At 41.5% G+C, this 20112-nt stretch carries 20 protein-coding genes; 10 read left to right on the plus strand and 10 right to left on the minus strand.

Features of this window, described 5'->3' with window-relative positions; translation table 11 throughout:
* The first annotated feature begins 13 nt into the window (after positions 1-13).
* Both HWQ42_RS18915 and HWQ42_RS18920 read left to right on the plus strand, forming a co-directional pair.
* The gene (locus HWQ42_RS18915) at positions 14-3385 is read left to right on the plus strand and encodes a PAS domain S-box protein (RefSeq protein WP_292814896.1); all 3372 of its coding nucleotides are present in this window, start codon (positions 14-16) and stop codon (positions 3383-3385) included.
* 190 nt (positions 3386-3575) lie between these two features.
* Entirely contained in the window at positions 3576-3953 is a 378-nt protein-coding gene (locus HWQ42_RS18920) for a response regulator (RefSeq protein ID WP_292814899.1), read from the plus strand.
* A gap of 427 nt (positions 3954-4380) precedes the next feature.
* Here HWQ42_RS18920 and HWQ42_RS18925 read toward each other — a convergent pair whose 3' ends face one another.
* Complete coding sequence (locus HWQ42_RS18925) at positions 4381-4593, minus strand: hypothetical protein (protein WP_292814902.1); 213 nt, start codon at positions 4591-4593, stop codon at positions 4381-4383.
* A 483-nt stretch (positions 4594-5076) separates the two neighbouring features.
* Here HWQ42_RS18925 and HWQ42_RS18930 point away from each other — a divergent pair, with 483 nt between their 5' ends.
* Complete coding sequence (locus HWQ42_RS18930) at positions 5077-6171, plus strand: phosphotransacetylase family protein (RefSeq protein ID WP_292814905.1); 1095 nt, start codon at positions 5077-5079, stop codon at positions 6169-6171.
* Between the two features lie 61 nt (positions 6172-6232).
* Here HWQ42_RS18930 and HWQ42_RS18935 read toward each other — a convergent pair whose 3' ends face one another.
* Complete coding sequence (locus HWQ42_RS18935; protein WP_292814908.1) at positions 6233-6727, minus strand: DUF4188 domain-containing protein; 495 nt, start codon at positions 6725-6727, stop codon at positions 6233-6235.
* Between the two features lie 95 nt (positions 6728-6822).
* Here HWQ42_RS18935 and HWQ42_RS18940 point away from each other — a divergent pair, with 95 nt between their 5' ends.
* From HWQ42_RS18940 to HWQ42_RS18955, 4 genes are all read left to right on the plus strand, one after another.
* Complete coding sequence (locus HWQ42_RS18940) at positions 6823-7368, plus strand: PadR family transcriptional regulator (RefSeq protein ID WP_292814910.1); 546 nt, start codon at positions 6823-6825, stop codon at positions 7366-7368.
* An 84-nt stretch (positions 7369-7452) separates the two neighbouring features.
* A complete protein-coding gene (locus HWQ42_RS18945; protein WP_041565591.1) occupies positions 7453-7956 on the plus strand; it encodes a hypothetical protein in 504 nt (167 codons plus the stop codon).
* A gap of 87 nt (positions 7957-8043) precedes the next feature.
* The gene (locus tag HWQ42_RS18950; protein WP_292814913.1) at positions 8044-8442 is read left to right on the plus strand and encodes an MAPEG family protein; all 399 of its coding nucleotides are present in this window, start codon (positions 8044-8046) and stop codon (positions 8440-8442) included.
* Between the two features lie 94 nt (positions 8443-8536).
* The gene (locus HWQ42_RS18955; protein ID WP_012411046.1) at positions 8537-9028 is read left to right on the plus strand and encodes a YajQ family cyclic di-GMP-binding protein; all 492 of its coding nucleotides are present in this window, start codon (positions 8537-8539) and stop codon (positions 9026-9028) included.
* A gap of 85 nt (positions 9029-9113) precedes the next feature.
* Here the strand turns inward: HWQ42_RS18955 and HWQ42_RS18960 are convergent, their stop codons facing one another.
* On the minus strand, positions 9114-9671 hold the full coding sequence (locus HWQ42_RS18960) for a glutathione S-transferase family protein (RefSeq protein ID WP_292814916.1): 558 nt from the start codon (positions 9669-9671) through the stop codon (positions 9114-9116).
* Between the two features lie 6 nt (positions 9672-9677).
* Positions 9678-10142, minus strand: a complete 465-nt coding sequence (locus tag HWQ42_RS18965; RefSeq protein WP_292738383.1) for a hypothetical protein — start codon at positions 10140-10142, stop codon at positions 9678-9680.
* A gap of 448 nt (positions 10143-10590) precedes the next feature.
* Between HWQ42_RS18965 and HWQ42_RS18970 the strand changes: the two genes are divergently transcribed.
* On the plus strand, positions 10591-11310 hold the full coding sequence (locus HWQ42_RS18970; RefSeq protein WP_292814919.1) for a tetratricopeptide repeat protein: 720 nt from the start codon (positions 10591-10593) through the stop codon (positions 11308-11310).
* 262 nt (positions 11311-11572) lie between these two features.
* Here HWQ42_RS18970 and HWQ42_RS18975 read toward each other — a convergent pair whose 3' ends face one another.
* A complete protein-coding gene (locus HWQ42_RS18975; protein WP_292738275.1) occupies positions 11573-11983 on the minus strand; it encodes a hypothetical protein in 411 nt (136 codons plus the stop codon).
* 316 nt (positions 11984-12299) lie between these two features.
* Positions 12300-12389: a photosystem I reaction center subunit XII gene (gene psaM / locus HWQ42_RS18980; protein WP_040630342.1), complete on the minus strand. Its 90-nt coding sequence runs from the start codon at positions 12387-12389 to the stop codon at positions 12300-12302.
* A 200-nt stretch (positions 12390-12589) separates the two neighbouring features.
* Between psaM and HWQ42_RS18985 the strand changes: the two genes are divergently transcribed.
* Positions 12590-13852, plus strand: a complete 1263-nt coding sequence (locus HWQ42_RS18985) for an FGGY-family carbohydrate kinase (protein WP_292814921.1) — start codon at positions 12590-12592, stop codon at positions 13850-13852.
* Positions 13853-14190: 338 nt separating this feature from the next.
* On the opposite strand, the gene HWQ42_RS18990 is transcribed toward HWQ42_RS18985, so the two are convergent.
* Together HWQ42_RS18990 and HWQ42_RS18995 are read right to left on the minus strand one after the other, a co-directional pair.
* Positions 14191-15249 carry a restriction endonuclease gene (locus HWQ42_RS18990; protein WP_292814923.1) on the minus strand — a complete coding sequence of 353 codons (1059 nt, stop codon included), beginning with the start codon at positions 15247-15249 and terminating at the stop codon, positions 14191-14193.
* Positions 15240-16877 (minus strand): AAA family ATPase, encoded by a 1638-nt coding sequence (locus HWQ42_RS18995; protein WP_292814926.1) that lies wholly within the window; start codon positions 16875-16877, stop codon positions 15240-15242. Before HWQ42_RS18995 ends, HWQ42_RS18990 begins: the two co-directional genes overlap by 10 nt.
* 188 nt (positions 16878-17065) lie before the next feature.
* On the opposite strand from HWQ42_RS18995, the gene HWQ42_RS19000 reads away from it, so the two are divergent.
* A complete protein-coding gene (locus HWQ42_RS19000) occupies positions 17066-17806 on the plus strand; it encodes a dienelactone hydrolase family protein (protein WP_292814928.1) in 741 nt (246 codons plus the stop codon).
* 26 nt (positions 17807-17832) lie between these two features.
* Here HWQ42_RS19000 and HWQ42_RS19005 read toward each other — a convergent pair whose 3' ends face one another.
* On the minus strand, positions 17833-18792 hold the full coding sequence (locus tag HWQ42_RS19005) for an N-acetylglucosamine kinase (protein ID WP_292814931.1): 960 nt from the start codon (positions 18790-18792) through the stop codon (positions 17833-17835).
* Positions 18793-18806: 14 nt separating this feature from the next.
* Positions 18807-20072, minus strand: coding sequence for an MFS transporter (locus tag HWQ42_RS19010; protein ID WP_292814933.1), 1266 nt, complete (start codon positions 20070-20072; stop codon positions 18807-18809).
* Positions 20073-20112: the final 40 nt, after the last annotated feature.

The raw sequence follows: 20112 nt of genomic DNA on the forward strand, positions 1-20112 counted from the left end.
AGAAACCTCAACCATGTTTAACCAACTTGATGAATACAACAGTCAGCTATTTGAACAATGTCCCGTTGGGCTAGTACTGTGCCGAATAGATGGGACGCTAATTAGCATCAACCCTGCCTATGCTGACATTTTGGGGCGAACTGTTTCAGAAACCCTGAATCTGGGCGATCGCCAGATTACTCCTGAAAACTATGCCGTCACTGACCAAGCTACCCTAGAGAAACTAGAGCAAACTGGTCGCTACGGCCCATCTGAAAAGGAGTTAATCCACAAAGACGGGCATCTGGTTCCGGTGAGGATTTCTGGACAGATGATTGAGAAAGATGGAGAGCGACTGATCTGGTGTAGTGTAGAGGACATCAGCTACCTTCGACGCGTCCAGCAGGAACGCCAAGATACTGAACAAATACTGAAACAGAGTGAAGCCCGATACCGTTCTCTGGTAACAGCTAATACACAAATTGTCTGGGTAAGCACACCAGAGGGAATTTGCTTTGAACTGGCAAGCTGGATAGCCTATACAGGTCAAAGTCTAGCTGAAGCAGAAAATGGGGGCTGGATTGATGCCGTTCATCCTGACGATCGCGCCTATACCGGAGAAGTCTGGAGTGCTGCCGTGGCAAACCTGAGTATGTATCAAATTGAATACCGAATTCGTGGCAAGGATGGCAACTATCGCTACTTTTGGGTCTGGGGTGCGCCCGTTATAGAAGAAGATGGCAGCGTCCGAGAGTGGATTGGCACCTGCACCGATATTCATGAGCGCAAGCTGGCAGAAGCCGAAAATCAGCGTCTTAAAGAACGATATCGCTCATTAGTAACTGCTACTTCACAGATCGTCTGGGGAGCTACCCCGGAAGGACTGGGAATAAGTAGTGAAATGCTCACATGGATGGACTATACGGGGCAGAGCGAAGCTGAAGTAAAAGGTTGGGGCTGGATCGATCCAATTCACCCCGATGACCGTGCCCACTCTACAGAAGTCTGGAATGCTGCTGTGGCAAACCGAGGTATCTACCAAACCGAATATCGGTTGCATGGTAAAGATGGCACATACCGCTACTTTTGGGTCTGTGGTGCCCCCGTCCTGGAAGAAGACGGCAGTATTCGGGAATGGATTGGCACCTGTACTGATATTCACGATCGCAAGCTGGCAGAAGCTGAAAATCAACGTTTATTGGATATGTTGAATCATTCCAGCGATGCCATCATCGTCCGCGACATGAGCGACAAAATCTCTCACTGGAATCAGGGTGCCGAAAGACTCTACGGTTGGACGCGGGAGGAAGTGAAAGACCAATGCATTCACGCATTTCTCAAATCAACCTTTCCAAAACCTTTAGAAGAAATTCTATCAGAGTTTCTACAGGAGGGCACTTGGGAAGGAGAACTGGAACACATCACGCGCGATGGCAGACCGATCACCGTTCAGAGCCGCTGGACTTTGCAACGAGATTTATCCGGTCAACCCTGCGCCATGCTAGAAATCAATACTGACATCACTGCCCGTAAACAAGTAGAAATTGCTCTACGGCAACTGAATCAAGAACTGGAAGCCAGAGTTGTTGAGCGGACGGCTGCCTTGCAAAATACCTTAGCAGAAGCGCAGGGATTAAATGCCATTTTAGATAACTTAGCTGATGGTTTGTTAGTGGCAGATACTACAGGACAAATCACCCACTTCAATCCTGCCTTTTTAGCTATGTATGAATTGACAGCTAACGCCGTCAACGGTCACTACCGAGAATTGCCGATACCTGGTTTAGCAGACCTGGTTGCACGAACTCAGTCCCATCCCGGTGAGGTGTTCTCTGCCGAAGTTGCATTGACCAAAGAACGCATTGGTCAAGCAGTGGCAACCGCCATTTTCAAAAAGACGGCAGATTCAGAACCCGCTGCCTGCTTCGGTTCGGCACTACTGATTCGAGATGTGACAGCAGAAAAGGAAATCGACCAGATGAAGACCGATTTCATCTCAACAGTTTCCCATGAGCTGCGGACGCCACTGACTTCTGTCCTGGGTTTTGCGTCCATCATTCAAGAAAAGCTAGAAACCGATGTGTTCCCAATGCTTGCTACCGAAGACCGCAAGCTTCAGAAAACGATTAAGCGGGTGGCTGACAATCTCAACATTATTGTGTCGGAAGCAGAACGGCTCACGTCTTTGATTAACGATGTCCTGGACATCGCCAAAATGGAAGCAGGTAAGGTGGAATGGCAGATGCAGCCCCTCGATCCTAGCGAATTACTGGATTGGGCAACTAATTCTACCGCCGGGTTATTTGAAAGCAATGGCTTGCAGTTAGTCAGCGAGATTGAACCAGGACTGCCTCAGATAGTAGGCGATCGCAACCGTCTGCTGCAAGTTTTAATCAACCTGATTTCTAATGCCGTTAAGTTTACCGAATCTGGTTGTGTTACCTGTCGCGTCAAACAAGGAAATGACGGTGTTTGCATCAGCGTCATCGACACAGGCATTGGGATTGCACCTGAAGACCAGCCGAAAGTATTCGAGAAATTCCGTCAAGTTGGCGACACTCTCACCGACAAACCCAAAGGCACAGGATTAGGACTGCCCATCTGTAAACAAATCGTCGATCATCACGGCGGTAGAATCTGGGTTGAGAGTGAAGCAGGTAAGGGCAGCGTATTCTCGTTCATCATTCCCACCTACGCCAGCGATCAAAAAACCACTGCTAATCTAAATTTGGATACGCTAGTCAAACAACTCAAAGAACACGTCATCACCAAAAACACTGTGCTGAACCAAAACCGTAAAACCATTTTGGTTGTAGATGATGACGCTAACATTCGGGAACTGCTCCGCCAACAACTGGAAAACGAAGGCTACAATGTTCGCGAAGGAAAGGATGGTATGGATGCAATTCATCAAATCAAAATATCCCGTCCCGATCTGATTCTCTTAGACGTGATGATGCCCCAAATCAACGGCTTCGATGTGGCAGCTGTTCTTAAAAACGATCCTCAGACCGCAGACATTCCGATTATCATTCTGTCGATTATTGAAAACAAAGAACGCGGCTACCACATTGGCATTGATCGCTATCTTACCAAGCCCATTGACACAGAAAAACTCCTCAACGAAATTGGCTCACTGCTTTACCAAGGCACTTCTAGTAAAAAGGTATTGGTTGTAGATAAAAATGCATCAGCCTTAAAAACCCTATCAGATGTACTGCAAACTCAGGGATACAGTGTGATTGAAGCTTCCGATCCGCAAGAATGCATTTATAAAGCCCTGTCAGCCAAACCTGACATGATCATCATCGATTCTATCTTTTCTCAAGAAGCCGATTTGGTGAAAACCCTACGCTTTGAGAAGGAGTTGGAAAATGTATTTTTTATTATGTTGTCTGAACAGTAATCGCTGGTGCTGGCGACTGGGTGCTGAGTACTGGAAAAAATTAGTGGAACCTTACTATATAATCTAATCCCTAATCTCTAATCCCCAGTCCCCAATACAACTCTTGGAGAGGCTGCGCCAACGGCAACTCTTAGAGACGCTGTTCGCGTTCGATCAGTACAAGTCCCCTAATCCCCAATCCCCAATCCCTATGACCCAGAAAATTCTAATTGTTGATGATGAACCCAATATCTTGATTTTGATGGAACAAGCCTTAGAAGCATTAGAGGACGAAGGTGTTGAACTTCTAACTGCTAGAAATGGAGAAGAAGCTCTCGAAACTATTAAAACTGAAAAACCAAACCTGGTTTTTCTTGATGTGATGATGCCGAAAATGAATGGTTTGCAAGTCTGCCATATTGTAAAACATGACCTACAAATGACTGACATCTACATCATAATCTTGACAGCTAAGGGGCAAGAATTTGATAAACAAAAAGGAATTGAGGTTGGTGCAGACTTATATCTAACTAAACCATTTCGCCCCAAAGAAGTACTTGAAAAATCAATGCAGGTGTTGGGTTTGTAAGGAAACTATTGAATGATTTTGTCTGTGATCGCAGTACTTGGAAGAATCGGAACAAATCTGGTTACGTTTCCTTAATGGATCAACGGTTAACAGTACTCGCTCTAAGGGGTGATAAAGTAGCTACAAAGCAGACTGGATAATAGTCATAGCACGTATACCCTTCTGAAAATGGGGTAGTTTACTGGGCTTGAGACGCATCAAATCATGAGCTAAATCAGCCTAAAACTCTATTGCACCTACCCATAACTTCTCATACAAACCGATCCAAAATACACTATGTCTATACTGCGTAGGCGTAGCCGGCCGAAGGCATCGCTGTAATTCCTTGAGACGACCAACATATTTTTATAGTCCCATTTGGCAGGATTTACGACCAGCTAAAATAGCACAAGTTTTAATCCACGAATAATTGATTTTTATCTACATATCATAAACCTGAAACAATATGAACTCCTTTTTTACGCATAGTTTCTTTGAGATCCTGATAGAGAGTATCATCACTAACTAGCAAACCATGTTTAGTTTTCGTGTTTACAATTGCATATCTTGGTTCTTTTTCTGAAGGTGAAGCATTGAATTTTAAGAGTGCCCAATCAGAGTCCTCCCAGAGATATGAAAATTCTTCTAAGTTTGTGTTCATATCAATACCTCTTTTTTTAAACCTAAATCTTACTTAGCGAAGAGAAAGGTTTTTACCTTAATTATGGGTAGTTTTCATTACCACTTTTGTATCTTATACGTATCTACGAGCTAAATTTTAGCAAATAAATACTACTACCAGTCGATCGACTTAACGTAATTTTAGAAGCAGAGTGTTTGGGATAAGTCATCACTTTAGTAGCATAGAACATCGCCAACTCCCGTAGTCGGGAACTGGAACAGCTAGAAACCTAGAAAGCATTGAACCTAGTTTTAAGGTTTCAGACAATCTTTATTGGTTCTAAAACCCAAAAAATTGGTCTAATCTGAAAAGCCTACCCATAAGTAGCTCCCTTGCTTGTTCAATCAGAAGGTAATTCTGGGAAACCTTAATTTGTGAGAGCGAGAGGCTTTTGCCAGAAGGAACTAGAATTAGGAAACACCTAGCTGGGTTCTTCTGACTTTTGAAATTAGGAGTGCATGTGTGCCAAAATCCCCTAAATATTTGCTGATTGGATCGACCGAGAATTACAGCGGTAAATCTGCAACTGTTCTGGGTTTGTCTCATCAGCTACAGCAAAAAGGTCTGGATATTAGCTACGGTAAACCACTTGGTACGTCTTTCAATTCGTCTAGTGGAACCGTAATTGAAGAAGATGTCCAGTTCATCGCTCTTAGCCTCAATTTGCCGGAAAACCGCGTTGCACCTACAATGCTGGCTTTGGATGAACCAAATGTGCAAAAGCGCTTACGGGGGGAAGACAAAACCGATTATCAGCAGTCCCTAATACAGCAATATTTACATAAGTCTCAAGGAGATTTGGTGTTACTGGAAGGGCCTGGTGATTTGTCCGAAGGCAATTTGTTTGACTTGTCTTTACTGCAAATGGCTGAAGTATTGGATGCTGGCGTGCTGTTAGTAAGCCGCTATAAATCCTTGCTTTCGGTTGAGGCACTATTGGCTGCTAAACAGCGTCTGGGCGATCGCTTGATTGGATCTGTGATCAATGATATCCCTGTCACCGAACTAGAAGCAGTTGAAACTCTCGTGCTACCATTTTTGGAACAGCAGGGTATTCCGGTGCTAGCAATGCTGCCAAACAGCGATTTGCTCCGCAGTGTGAGTGTTGGCGAACTAGTCAAACAGTTAAAGGCAGATGTTCTCTGTCGCAACGATCGCATGGATTTGTTGGTAGAAAGTCTGGCAATTGGAGCGATGAATGTCAATTCAGCTGTGAAATATTTCCGCAAACGCCGGAATATGGCAGTGGTGACAGGAGGCGATCGGGTGGAAATTCAGCAAGCGGCTTTGGAAACATCTACCCAATGTTTAATTCTCACTGGGCAACTACCACCGCCACCGTTCATTCTCAGTCGCGCTGAAGAACTAGAAATACCCATTTTGTCTGTTGACTTAGATACCCTAACTACTGTCGGAATTGTTGACCGCACTTTTGGTCAAGTTCGTGTCCACGAGCCGATTAAGGTTCAGTATATTCGTCAGTTGATGTCCGAGCATTTTGACATTGACCGCTTGTTATCCAAACTAGGTTTAACTCCCGCAGCGGCATTGTCTTAGATTCATCAACTCAAACTTTTAAGAGCATCTATGCTCAGTTATTAGTTAGGAGGCTGTATTGCTAGGATACAGCTGGTTCGCCGTCACCTCCCAGGCGACGGCGTGCTGTTTCCTTCCGTCTCATCGCTGGGACGTGTTTAGTTGCAGCAGCTAATCCAAAGACAGGCATATTCCCGTAAATCGCCTCATATCTTCCGGGTTCAATTAAATAAGTTTCGTGCCAAATACCAACACTGCCATCAGCACCAATGGCTTGATTAAACCTTTGCCAAGCTTTTAAATGTGCATCGGCTGGATTTCTGGCAAAACGCTCCAAATCCTCGAACGATCGCCAATACTGAATCAATCCTACCCCTCGCGGGTAGATAAACTTTTCTCCCCCTAAAAACCCTTTTTCAGGATTCTGATTAAGGCTTTGTAGCATGGGGGACATTGCCCTAGCTGTGGGAATCCATTTGGAAAAAGCGAATAACTTATTAATTCGCATCCCAATTAGAAACACAACAAAGGGTTCATCAATCTCGGCTGTAAATCGTCCCGGTATTACTTGAGGCATCTCTCACTCCTTGTTGTTTAAGTTAATATGCAACTAATTGCATATAGTTATTGTTATGCAATTAGTTGCATAAGTCAAGTAGTGAATTAAAAATTATGGCATTAGCGCACGCAATCTTAGCGGCTCTGGTTGACGCATCCTGTAGTGGGTATGATTTAGCAAAACGATTCGATGGCTCTGTAGGCTTTTTCTGGTCGGCAAGTCACCAGCAGATTTATCGGGAGTTGGCGAAGCTAGAAGATCAAGGCTGGATCAGTTCTGAGTCAATTCTTCAAGCAGGACGGCCAGATAAAAGGCTCTACAGCGTTACAGACTTGGGAGAACAGCACCTCAAAGAGTGGATTGCTCAACCTTGTGAACCCACACCGATTAAAGATGATTTACTGGTAAAAATTTTTGCTGGTCATATTGTTCCTAACCAAATTATCTTGGCAGAGCTAGAAAATCACCAAAAAGCCCATCAAAAAAAATTGTCTACGTACCATAACTTAGAACAGCGTTACTTTCAGAATCCGCAAGAACTGCCAGAATCAGGCAAATTTCAGTATTTAACTCTCTTAAATGGCATTAGTTACGAAACACATTGGCTAGCCTGGTGTAACCAAGTAATGGAGTTACTGAACCAAAGAATCGAAAAATAGTCGCAATGTCTAACTTAAGTTTTCTTCGCATCTACACGCTGTTTGGTAAAATATCTGGGTCGTTTAGTCTGATTATCTCCATCTTTGAGCCAATCAACAGACCTTATTAACCTCGATACATTAGCGCAAGAACTGGCGACAATCCAGCAAACGGGTTCTAAAAGAATTGCCTTGCTGGGTTCTCGTCATGTGCCAATTACGCATCAGAATCTTATTGAAATGATGACTTATGCCCTAGTTTTATCGGGTAATCGAATCATTACTTCTGGTGCTACAGGTACAAATTCCGCCGCCATCAAGGGAGCAACCCGGGCTGATGCAAATTTGTTGACAGTGATTTTACCCCAAAGCCTGGAACGCCAGCCTTTGGAATCCCGCCAGCAACTAGAACAGGTAATGCATCTAGTCGAAAATCCCAGTAATGATAATCTGTCTCTGGCGGAAGCTAGTTATTTGTGCAACAAGGAAATTGTCTCCCGTTGCCAGCAACTAATCTGCTTTGCGTTTCATGACAGTCGCACCCTGTTACAAACTTGTCAGGATGCAGAAGAACAAAGAAAAGTGGTGACGCTTTTCTACTTTGATTAGTCATTTGTCATTTGTCTTTTGTCATTTGTATTTGACTAATGACTGATGACCGATGACTGATGACTAATAACCAACGACTAATAAGTAATGATAATTTTTTTGTACTCGATCGCTGCTGCTGCCGTTCTAATTTACGTGCCATTTTTGCTAGTAGCTTATGCCCGTGCGCGTATTGGGTATGAAATGCTTTCTACTCCTCGCGCCATGTTTGATAAATTGCCACCTTATGCCCAACGGGCTACTTGGGCACATCAGAACACCTTTGAAGTCTTTATGATATTTGCCGCAGCCGCATTGATGGCTTATGTAACTGGTGTAAATTCTTTTACAGCCCAAGTAGCTGCGATCGCGTTTGTGGTGGCCCGTTTCCTATACTCGATTTTTTATATTTTGAATATACCCCTTTTGCGATCGCTGATGTTTGGCATTGGCTCCATCGCCTCTGCCACTCTCATGTTTTTCAGCATCATCCAAGCTACTAGTTAATTGGGGCATTGGGCATGGGGCATTGGGCATGGGAATTATTATTAATGTTTTATGCCCAATTCCAAAATCCAAAATCTAAAATCTAAAATGTTTTATGGCTTCTACTTTTTCCTTTGACATTGTGAGCGACTTTGACCGACAAGAGTTGGTTAACGCTGTCGATCAAGTTATACGAGACATCAAAGGTCGTTACGACCTCAAAGACACTGAAACTACTGTCGAGTTAGTTGAAGAAAGCATTAATGTTAGTACTGACAGCGAGTTTACCTTAGATTCTGTACACACCATTCTGCGAGAAAAAGCCGCCAAGCGTAACCTCTCCCAAAAAATCTTTGATTTTGGCAAGGTTGAATCAGCCAGTGGTAATCGCGTGCGTCAAGAAATCAAACTCAAAAAAGGTATCAGCCAGGAAATCGCCAAACAAATTTCCAAATTGATTCGGGATGAATTCAAAAAGGTACAAGCTTCAATTCAAGGTGATGCTGTGCGGGTTTCTGCCAAATCTAAGGATGACTTGCAAGTTGTCATGCAGCGGCTAAAACAAGAAGACTACCCAGTTGCTTTGCAATTTACAAATTATCGTTAAAAGATTCGTAATTCGTAGTTAAAAATTTAATTACGAATTACGTTAGCGCAGCGTTAGCGACGCAGGAGCGTCATTACGAATTATTTTAAGTCCGTCCGCCAATACTTCTTTGAAATGCCGGACGCTCAGATAACTGCTTCATATAGTTCAACACCGCTGGATAGGGGCTGAGGTCTAGCTTCAGTATCATGGGAATGTAATTCAAAATAGACCCTACTGCCACATCAGCAACAGTGAACTCATTGGCAAGTAAAAAAGGTTGCTTACTGAAAATTTCATTTAAGGGAGTCAACAAGCGGAGCATTTCCCGTTCTCGATTCTCTTCTCCAAAAATCCCTGGAGCAAGGGTAGCATTAGCAAACAAAACCCATTGGGAAAATACAGCACGTTCCTCTGGTGAAAGTGGAGTTTTACTATACTTATCGGCAAGATACAGCAAAATTGCCCCAGATTCCCAAAGCTGAAAATCCTCATCAACAATTGCTGGAACTTTACCAAATGGGTTGATTGCTAAATACTCAGGCTTGAGGTGTTCACCGGCCTGCATATCAAGCTTGACGAATTCGTAGGGAATTCCTAATTCCTCTAAATACCAGTGAACAATTGATGCTCGACTACGAGCGCCACCGTAAAGTTTTAGCATAATTACTTAAAGAACTTTGTGAGTATGAGAATGCTGCTTAACGTTGTCTTCTTTGGTGACAACTCTAGCGGCGTTTAACACCCGTTTCCGCTCAATGGAATACTTAAACTCAGTGTAGTTTGTACCTAATGGAATCAGAGATTTTGCAGATTCACGACGCTTGTAGGTACGAGCTGCTGCAAATGCCCGTGGCACAAATTCCTCTCCAAACTGAGCCGACTCTGGGAAGCCATCTGGCAGCAGTTGTGAATCGCCATCCAGCACAGATCCCAAAGTTGTGGCATGAGCCAGCTTATAGGAGGTAGGAATGCCCTTTAACAGCGCTTCCAAAGCCGCAGAGGGAATCGGTTCTATAACTTCGATTTGATAAACTTCTCCATCTTCTTTGACGAAGCAGGTTGCCAAGCCGATGACAATGTAATCATCGGTTGCTAAATCAGGGGCATTGGGATAGGAAATTGCAGTTGTCATCGGGAAATTTCTCAAAAAAATTGAATATGGGGATTGGGGTATGGGGCATTGGGCATTGGGCATGGGGCATTGGGGATTATTATTTCCCTTGTCTCTCTCATCTCCCTCATTTCCCTTGCCACCAGTCCCCGTCTCTTCTTTCTCATCTCTAAATGAACGGCTTGTTGGCATTCTACCAAGTTGTCGCTCTCACTACTTGACTAGTCTTTGATATTTAACGTCTGCTATTTCTGGAATTTTCCTTCGGGATCAAGTATCTATGATTAGGTTTGAGGAGCAATTGTTTATTTAAGGGGTAGATTTCTACTGGTGTGAGTAGTTTAAATCTCAGTCTTAAGATGGCTTTAAAGTAACCATAACTACCTTGAGAATAGACACAGTGGTAAAATCACCAGCGTTAAAAAACTAGACTTTTATTTAAAAAAGCAGGGATTTCAAGCAGGGAAAGATGAATATTCACTCATTTTTAGCTGACGATGACCAGCAAAGTAACCAATATAAGTATGTTCTAAATACTACAAAAAAACTTCAAGAGCGAAGGAAAAGCGATCGCAGCGAATCTATTTTTGGGGATAGCGACTTGCGCTCTTGTGCTTTGAGGTTGGCTCAACAAGGAGATTATACTGAGGCGATCGCACTTTTAAGCCAACTAATTTGCCGCCATCCTCACAATGCCGTTGATTACAACAACCGGGGGCTAATTTATTTCCAAAGTGGTGAAAGGCAAAAAGCGCTTTACGACTATAACACCGCCCTGAAACTTAATCCCTATTTGGCTAGTGCTTATAATAACCGAGCAAATTACTACGCGGCTTGTGGAGAATTAGCTGTAGCACTTGCCGACTACGATCAAGCGATTGATTTGAAACCTCACCATGTCCGCGCGTGGATTAACCGAGGCATTACCTGGCGCGATTTGGGGCAATACGAGGTGGCAATTGAGAATTTTGAGGTAGCACTGCTTTTCGGTCAACTAGAAGGTCATATCTGGGCTGAACGTGGCAGAACTTACCATCTTTGGGGCGACTGGAATTGTGCGATCGCTGATTATCGTCGCGCCCTCACTCAACTGCCCTCTTTCGACAACGACAAGGATATTACTGGTTGTCGCCTGCGTTTACAACTCGAAAATTGGCTAGACGAGTTACTATCTCAATCAACGTGCTAATTGGTAGATTAGTCCTTTTTGCAAATTCAAGATTCAAAAAGTAAATTCTTCATTTTGAATTTTGAATTTTTAATTGGAGCGTTCGCGCAGCGTCTCGTAGAGAAGCGACGCTGTATCGCTAATGACTAATAGATGATAAATACATAGCTATTCAAAAATTAGCTATTAACCATTACTTATTAGCAATAATATAAATTAACACCCAGTTTATACGTAGCCTGAATCATAATAAACCGAAATAATCCCAAATTCGCCATTTGTCTTAGGGTAACGAGTCTGTTGGCTCATCTTCTCGGCGATCTTGATTCATCAACACGATCTGACGCTGGCTAGGATCGAATCGGTATCCTTGTCGTTGTCTAATAGTTTTAGCTTCTTGCGGATCAAAGTTACGGCTAAATTCTGCCTGTAAACCATTGACATGTCCTTCCATCAGCTTGACTTCAGTACTCATTTCTCGCAATTTTTCTTGCTGTAACCAATGATAAGGCAAGAGTTGTGTTAAAGCAGATGCTGCAACGGCTGTAATCACAAGATTGACCGCTATTTTGGCTGTGCTTTCCAGTGCCATCACCTGGTAAGAACGTTGACGAAGATGCCGCTTGGGTCGAGAAATGACCTGGCGTTTTTGTATAGGTTGTAACGGTGGTCTGGAGGGTTGAATCGCGTTCATGATGCTAAAAGATAAGCTCGCTTAGTGAAGTGAAGTACTATCAAGAGTGCTGAGTTATGAGTGCTGAGTGAGATTTCTAACTCAGTAATCAGCATTTAGCACTCAGTACTCAGATATCAGCACTCCTGAATGCTTGATTTAGCTGTCATATTACTTCATTTTTTTGAAATAGCTACAAGTGTCGCATTAGTTAAAAAATAACCTGGCTTACGTAAGTGCAAGGTTTCCAGATTTTATGGCTTTATGCCATAAAATCTGGAAATTGCACCCCGTACTGCCAGGATTATTAACTTTTTAACTGTGTCACATCGGAGCGTTATTTGTAAAGTTCTGTGGCTAATCGCCAAGCTAGAACTCCTGGGATCAAGGCTACAACTAGAGCGATGTAGACTTGAGTATCTGAGATGGAAGATATCTGAGCGATGTACAGAGTATCTAAGATAGGCATGGCTGAAAACCTCCTAACCTGAATAGATTTTGAACAGTTCGTTTACTACTTTTCCTTGTTTTGCCAAGATTGTGGAATATCTTGTTACAAGATGCAACAAAAGCAGTTATTTGTCAGTAGTCCTTATTTATTCTCCATTAAAAAAATTTATAAAAATTATGAATTTATATCTGGGTATCGATTTCGGCACATCTGGCGGGCGCGGTGTGGTGATTGACGAGGAAGCCTCTTGTATTCAGGCAGAGGTGCGATATCCCTTCCATGACTCATCAAATGCCGTTACGCCAAAAATTTGGCAGGAGGCTTTGTTTGTGTTGGTGGAACAAATACCTGACCAATTGCGGCAAGAAATTAAAGCGATCGCAATTAATGGGACTTCTTCCACCGTCTTGCTGGTCGATGCTGCTGGCAACCCTGTAGATGCACCATTGCTGTATAACGACGCGCGGGGATCATCTGTGCTAGAGCATTTGAGGAGTATTGCACCCCCCAATCATACCGTGTTGAGTGCCACCTCCAGCCTAGCCAAACTTTTGTGGATGAAGCAATTACCCTCTTTTAGTGAAGCTAGATATTTTCTGCATCAAGCAGATTGGCTGGCGTTTCTCTTACATGGACAGTTGGGTATTAGCGATTACCATAATGCTTTAAAGCTGGGTTATGACGTAGAAGAGTTGAAATACCCAGAATGGCTAGAAAATTTGCAAATACCGATTCAGCTACCCAAAGTTTTACCTCCTGGTACTCCCATTGCCGAATTACGTCCTGAAATTGCCGATAAGTTCGGTTTCCGCCGTGATTGTCTGGTCTGTGCTGGTACAACCGATAGTATTGCTGCTTTTCTCGCCAGTGGGGCAAAATTACCTGGTGAAGCCGTGACTTCCCTTGGTTCAACGTTGGTACTAAAGTTATTAAGTCGTACCCGTGTAGAGGATGCCAGATATGGGATTTACAGCCATCGCCTGGGTGATTTGTGGCTAACTGGGGGCGCTTCTAATACTGGGGGTGCAGTACTAAAGAAATTTTTCACAAACGCTGAGTTAGAAAGCCTTAGTCGGGAGATTGATGCCTCAAAAGCCAGCGAGTTAGATTATTATCCATTGTTGAAGGTAGGCGATCGCTTTCCGATTAACGATCCCAATCTACCCCCACGCTTGTCACCACGCCCAGATAATCCAGTGGAATTTTTGCATGGCTTGTTAGAAAGCATTGCCCGCATAGAAGCGCGAGGGTATGAATTATTACAGCAAATGGGCGCAGATAAATTGAGCCGTGTTTATACTGCTGGAGGTGGCGCGGCGAATGAAACTTGGGCTGCGATTAGGGCGCGTCATTTGCAGGTTCCTGTAGTAGCGTCAGTAAATACAGAAGCTGCTTACGGGACAGCGCTGTTGGCGATGGGAGAGAGAAAAAGGGGTTAATCAACAACGCATCTTTTGGTAGATATCTTTTAAATCAGTATCTATCCCAGTGACAATCGACATATCTCCGACGATACTTGGATGATTAGATACCGGACTATAGATTCCAGGTTCATCATCTGGGCAGCTATTCGGGGATGGGTGCTTCGCAGCAAGCGAATGTCATCTGTCCCCTTTATTAATTACTGGTATAATTTCTGAGGAGAGTAGGAAAAAAACATTTTTTAAGAAGGTTTGACCTGCGCGATCGAGATTATCATCTAGGGAAAAGGTGAGGCTGCGGACTCGGATTTGATCGCTTTTAATATCTAGTGGCTGTGTCAAGTCTTTGGGGTATATCAAAAAGGCTTGCATTTTGTTGTGTTAGCGTAGCTGATCATTTGATGAATATCTGTATATCCTGCCAGTTCTAGGGCTTTATACTTTGTATCCAAAACTGCTATTGTTTTGCCAGTATCAGCATCACACAGTAATATATCTATACTAAAGTACCGATTCTGACTAATTTCTATTGGATGTTGCTGTTTGAAAAAATAGCCTTGCGGCGTGTTTTTCTTAAGCCATTCCGCAACAAAAAGTTCATATAAATGTGCCATATCGACGAGAAAGGGTAAGGTTTTGTAATTTCCCCTTTCATGACTGGGACTACTATTTTCTAAAAAGAATCGGCATAAATTATGTAATAGTTCATAGTCTGGATTGAGGCGATTATACTGTCTGGCTATACAATCTTCTGCGCTACAAGGTTGCAGCGTTACTAATCCTTGTAGAGCGTGATAAGCTTTTCGTACTGTTGGTGATACTCTTTCTGAACATAAACTGCTACGACCAATGATATAAAGTGTCCATGCCAGTATTTGATTTTCTTTAACATCAGCCGTATGTTCTTCGTAATTGCATTTAAGTTTAACATTCCACGGCTTTTGAATTATCTGTTGCACATCTAGCCTTCCCCGCACATAAGAAAGCTGCTGTGTTTTAGGCAAGTAAGTACGGTATAATCCTTTGCGGCATCGTTCTAAAACTTTATCGGCTAAGATATGAGCCAGATTATTATAAAAATTCTCTAGAGATTCACAATCCATTAGCCCTTCGAGAAAGCGAAAACCTTTAAAATTGTAGGCATATTCCAGCATTCCGAAGAAGTTTTGAATAGGCACTTTCGGATTTATTTTTAGATGCAATTCAGGAGTGACAGGAATGTAACCTACCCATCCTTTAGCTTTCAGTTTCCAATGTTGTCTTGTTGTATAGGTAGGAAATTCTATATCTACTTGTGTTTTGTATTTCTCATATAACTCGACTCCGGCTGAATAGGGTATTTGATCAAGCGGAAATAATTTATTTTCATATTCTGTAAGTTCAAGAATTCTTGGTTTTGCTGGGTTTATATCCATAGTTTACTTTTTATTTCATCCCAGCGAAACTGATCTACTTTTTCTAGCTGGTTAAAAAAGTATTCTTCTAAATATGGTTCAATTTCCATGCGCCATATATCTTCTATCTCTTCCCGTAGGTTGTCTGTTAAAAAGAATGAAATACCAATTTCGTAATTTTTATCTGCGATCGCCTGATTTAATTGCTGTAAAATATTAATTAATCCCTCTACTGCAAAACCTGTTTTTAGGTGATAACGTCGCAGCAGATCATAATTTGGGCGAAGTTCGATAAATGCAAAGCGACGACGGAGTGCATGGTCTATATTTGTAATAGACCTATCTGCTGTATTCATTGTGCCAATAATGCGGACATTTTTCGGAATGCGAAAGGTGTTACCGCCAGCTAATAGAATTTCTCTATCTCGGTACTCAAGTAAGTACATTAGTTCGCCAAAAACTTGTGCGAGATTAGCGCGGTTTATTTCATCAATAATTAAAACGCAAGTTCCTTGATGATACTCTGCTTCTTTGCAGAATTTTAGAAAACTGCCTGGAAGCAAAGGGTATGTTAATTGTCCATCTTGGCTTTGAGGACGTATACCTTGAATAAAATCTTCATAAGAGTATGCAGGATGAAATTGCACTAATTCTGAGAAGCCATCACTACCACCTATTAAATATTTTGCAAGGTGTTCAGCAATAAAGGTTTTACCTGTTCCAGGAGAACCGTATAAGATTATTTGCTTTTTGCGATGAATTGTACGTATCCAGTGTTCTAAGTCAGTTTCATTAAACCCAATTTCCTGAGAAATTTGCCTACTAGAATACTTAGCTTTTAATTGATATAAAGAGAAGAACCTGAATACTTGATTAGCAGCATCTGTAACTTTTTGCGATTGCTCAAAATTCTCAAAATGACCAACATCATTACAATCTGTAAAATGACCAAAATGATCAAAATCATTATAATCTGTGTCTGATAGGTATATTTTATCCTGAGCCTCTTGCTTTTCACATATTTCTATAATTGCAACTTCATATTTTATGATTTTGTTATTTTTATAAAAATCTTCATGTTTTTCAGATAATTTAATTATTTTTTCTACTGATATGCCATTACTAATTAATTCAGCGTCTATTCTTTGTAAATTATATTCATCTTCTTCAAATTCTTCCTCTTTAAGTTTTTGTACAGTTTTAAACAACATTGAGTCACTATTAAGCTTGTCCATTAGTAATTTCGTAACTTGTTGTAAAGCCATATCTACAGAATATAATAGTAAACTATCTAATTTTGAGTTTGGCACTAGGGGTAAAGCCAAGCTATATACACATTCGATTGTATATTCAAGATAATCATCAGCCATTCTAATAGCTTTAATCCAGTCGATTATGTAATAATAAACATAGTATTGCCAATCATCCTCGTCCAATAATTCTAGGTAAAAACTTACAACAGCAACAAAGCGTATGACTACTTGCAAAAATTCAAGTTTATTAGAATAAGTTGTAAGTCTAGCTTGGATTATTATTTCCCATGCTTGCCAAATCAGTTCTAATGCTTCCCATTCTTGCTTTGATCCTCCAGTCGCAATTCGGGAAGCGTAAGCTACATCACTCCAAGTAAGAATATTTTTTTGATTCATGTCACAGATGATCTAAATACCCCAATTAATTACTTTATAAAATTTAATACTTATTTATTAACTATTAAAGTGATCGCAACAAACTTTCACTGGTAAAAGAACGCTAAATTTTGGGTTGAAAGTAACCGGATGCTGCAACGCTATAGTGTAGAAGCTAATGATAGCAAGCGGAACACGGAGACAAAAAAGTGCAAATCACTAAGCGCAATGTTGAATTAAGAGTAGATGACAGCTTAATGCGTATTTATATAGCAGCTCCCAAAGCAGCAGGAAAATACCCTGGTATTGTCTTCTACAGTGATATTTATCAGTTAGGTGATGCAATGATTCGTCTCGCTAACTACTTAGCAGGATACGGCTATGTAGTAGCAGCACCAGAAATTTTTCACCGAATTGAGCCAGTTGGTTCAATAATTGAGCCAGACGATCTTGGAAGGATGCGGGGTAATGACGATGCTCGTCGAACCTCCGTAGCTGATTATGATGCCGATTGCCTTGCCGTAATTGAATTTCTAAAAGGAGAGAGTGCAGTTTCTCCAAATCAAATAGGCACTTTAGGCTTTTGTATTGGTGGACATTTAGCTTTCCGTGCAGCATTTCAAAGCGAAATTCGGGCTTGTGTCTGCTGTTACCCGACTGGGATTCCCAGTGGTAAACTGGGTAAAGAGGTAGCCGATACAATCCAGAGAGTAAGTGAAATCAAAGGCGAGATGCTAATGGTGTTCGGTACTCTTGACCCTCATATACCAGATAGCGATCGCCAAACCATAATAAAAGCAATTGAGAATGCTAAAATCCCTCACCAAGTTTTCTTGTATGAAGCAGAACATACATTCATGCGCGACGACGGTTATCGTTATGATTCTAGTGCTACCACCGCAGCTTGGTCTGAAATAATAACTTTTTTGGGACGCATATTCGCAGACTGAAAACTCTTATTATTGCTTTCTTCGCGTCAATTTTGAGTTGTTTGCAACGCTAATAACCCAGCACCATAAGCAGGTTCATACCTCGGAAATATCACCTTTACATTAGGAAAATTCTTAACAATTGATGCTGCAAATCTTTCATGGATCTTGCATCTACCCTGCCATACACTTCCCGTTGTGACTATTTCTAAAACTAAGTCAGCACTAAAAATTGCATCCATTACTGTAGATGTAGCTTTTACTAACTCTTTTACAGCATCATCAATTATGAGATTCGCTACTATATCACCTGACGCTGCTGCCAAATCTACAACTGGTGCTAAAGCCGCAATCTGTTTAACTCCCCATTTTTGCCGATATACTACTTCTATTAAATCTTCTATATTTTCCAAATCAAGATGCTGTTTGAAATCCTCTATCAAACTCGTTGATATTTCCCGTCCATCATAAGATTTTAATGCTGCGTTCATGGCTGCGATCGCAATTTTATAGGCACTACCTTCATCTCCTAAAATATATCCCCAACCACCGACTCGCTTGGTATCTCCCTGATGATTTTGTCCGAAAACTATCGAACCAGTACCGGCTGCAACCACAATTCCTACAGGCTGACCAATTCCACCAACTAAAGCAATTAAAGCATCGTTACAGATTATAATATTTCCTGGCTGTAATACCCAATTAATAGGCATACATTTTTTATTTTGCAACTCTTGTACTAAACGTTTTACTACTTCTATATCTGCTGCACGACCTACACCCGCTAAACCCAAACATATCGCATCAATATTCACAGTATTTGTAATTATTGCTGCCTCAACCGCATTATGAATTGCAGATTGAATAGATTGTAAAGTTGCTTCGATACCTATACTTTGATAATTAGATGGCCCTGCTTCACCGTGACCTAGTACTTGATACAAATCATCCATCAAGACACAAACAGTCTTGCTACCGCCGCCATCTATTCCCAAAACATAACTCATGATCGGTAATAATATTAATTATTTTGACGCTTCGGTTCTTCTTTTAAAGGTATAAAAAACAGAGCAATCATCCCAGGAATAGTCAACAAACAAACAAAGATAAAAAATAATGGATAGCCAAAAGCTTTTTGCAGATAACCGCTAATTAAACCTGGTAGCATCATCCCTAAAGCCATAATGCCAGTGGAGATAGCAAAATGAGAAGTTTTATATTCGCCCTGGCAAATATGCATTAAATAAACACTAAAAGCTGTAAATCCAAAACCATACCCAAATTGCTCCAATGAAACTAAGGGATACACTAATGTTAGTGAAGGTTTATTGTAAGCCATATACACATAAAATATATCAGGTAAATTCAAAGCTAAAGCCATAGGAAACAGGCACTTTTTTAATCCATATTTTGAAATTAATAGACCTCCTAAAATTCCTCCACAAATTAGGGAGATTACCCCAAATGTTCCGTAGACTAAACCGACATCTGATGTTGATAGTCCTAAACCCCCTACTTCTGGTTTGTCCAATAAAAATAAAGAGGCTATTTTCACAAGCATTGCTTCGCCAAATCTGTAGAGTAAGATAAATGCTAAAATGTTTATAATTTTATTCTGAGCAAAATATGAGCTAATGATTGACCAAAAGGGTATATTTTCCCTAGCTTGTATTTGTCGTTGATTATCTGATTCGGGTAAGGGTAAAATTAGGCGATGGTAAATAAACAAAATTGCTAAGATTAAAGCTGAGAAGCCAATGGCTATAGTCCAGCTTAAAGGAATATTATTGAGAGATACTTCAAGCTGACCTGCTAAGACTACTAATATTCCAGAACCAAAAATGACAGCCATTCGATAAAATAATGAGCGAATGCCGACAAAGAAGGCTTGTTGTTCTGGAGATAAAGCCAGCAGATAGAAGCCATCTGTAGCAATGTCATAAGTTGCAGAAATAAATGCTCCTATTGTTAATGCTGCGAGGGAGATGAAAAAGAAATTTGGCAGTTGTAATGAGAAGGCTATCAAACCCAAGCAGCAAAACATGGCAAATTGGGTATAAAGTATCCACTTACGTTTGGTAGAGTAAATATCAACAATTGGGCCCCAAAACATTTTGATGACCCAAGGTAGATAGAGAAAACTTGTCCATAAGGCAATTTGAGTGTTATCTATTCCGAGTTTTTTGTAAAAGATTACGGAAACTGTGTTGATGATAATGTAAGGGATGCCGGAGGTGAAATAGAGGGTGGGGATGAATTTCCAAGGGGAGGTTGTTTGGTGTTTCATGGATTTGGGGGACGAACCGCAGAGGCGCACAGGGCACAGA

Origin of the sequence: Nostoc sp. JL23, from assembly GCF_017115065.1 — a bacterium.
Taxonomy (GTDB): Bacteria; Cyanobacteriota; Cyanobacteriia; order Cyanobacteriales; family Nostocaceae; genus Nostoc; species Nostoc punctiforme_A.

What these genes read in the sequence shown, in the direction of transcription:
- HWQ42_RS18915 (WP_292814896.1), top strand. Translation starts at nt 14, where the DNA reads ATGTTTAACCAACTTGATGAATACAACAGTCAGCTATTTGAACAATGT.
- HWQ42_RS18920 (WP_292814899.1), top strand. Translation starts at nt 3,576, where the DNA reads ATGACCCAGAAAATTCTAATTGTTGATGATGAACCCAATATCTTGATT.
- HWQ42_RS18925 (WP_292814902.1), bottom strand. Translation starts at nt 4,593, where the DNA reads ATGAACACAAACTTAGAAGAATTTTCATATCTCTGGGAGGACTCTGAT.
- HWQ42_RS18935 (WP_292814908.1), bottom strand. Translation starts at nt 6,727, where the DNA reads ATGCCTCAAGTAATACCGGGACGATTTACAGCCGAGATTGATGAACCC.
- HWQ42_RS18940 (WP_292814910.1), top strand. Translation starts at nt 6,823, where the DNA reads ATGGCATTAGCGCACGCAATCTTAGCGGCTCTGGTTGACGCATCCTGT.
- HWQ42_RS18950 (WP_292814913.1), top strand. Translation starts at nt 8,044, where the DNA reads ATGATAATTTTTTTGTACTCGATCGCTGCTGCTGCCGTTCTAATTTAC.
- HWQ42_RS18955 (WP_012411046.1), top strand. Translation starts at nt 8,537, where the DNA reads ATGGCTTCTACTTTTTCCTTTGACATTGTGAGCGACTTTGACCGACAA.
- HWQ42_RS18960 (WP_292814916.1), bottom strand. Translation starts at nt 9,671, where the DNA reads ATGCTAAAACTTTACGGTGGCGCTCGTAGTCGAGCATCAATTGTTCAC.
- HWQ42_RS18965 (WP_292738383.1), bottom strand. Translation starts at nt 10,142, where the DNA reads ATGACAACTGCAATTTCCTATCCCAATGCCCCTGATTTAGCAACCGAT.
- HWQ42_RS18970 (WP_292814919.1), top strand. Translation starts at nt 10,591, where the DNA reads ATGAATATTCACTCATTTTTAGCTGACGATGACCAGCAAAGTAACCAA.
- HWQ42_RS18975 (WP_292738275.1), bottom strand. Translation starts at nt 11,983, where the DNA reads ATGAACGCGATTCAACCCTCCAGACCACCGTTACAACCTATACAAAAA.
- HWQ42_RS18985 (WP_292814921.1), top strand. Translation starts at nt 12,590, where the DNA reads ATGAATTTATATCTGGGTATCGATTTCGGCACATCTGGCGGGCGCGGT.
- HWQ42_RS18990 (WP_292814923.1), bottom strand. Translation starts at nt 15,249, where the DNA reads ATGGATATAAACCCAGCAAAACCAAGAATTCTTGAACTTACAGAATAT.
- HWQ42_RS18995 (WP_292814926.1), bottom strand. Translation starts at nt 16,877, where the DNA reads ATGAATCAAAAAAATATTCTTACTTGGAGTGATGTAGCTTACGCTTCC.
- HWQ42_RS19005 (WP_292814931.1), bottom strand. Translation starts at nt 18,792, where the DNA reads ATGAGTTATGTTTTGGGAATAGATGGCGGCGGTAGCAAGACTGTTTGT.
- HWQ42_RS19010 (WP_292814933.1), bottom strand. Translation starts at nt 20,072, where the DNA reads ATGAAACACCAAACAACCTCCCCTTGGAAATTCATCCCCACCCTCTAT.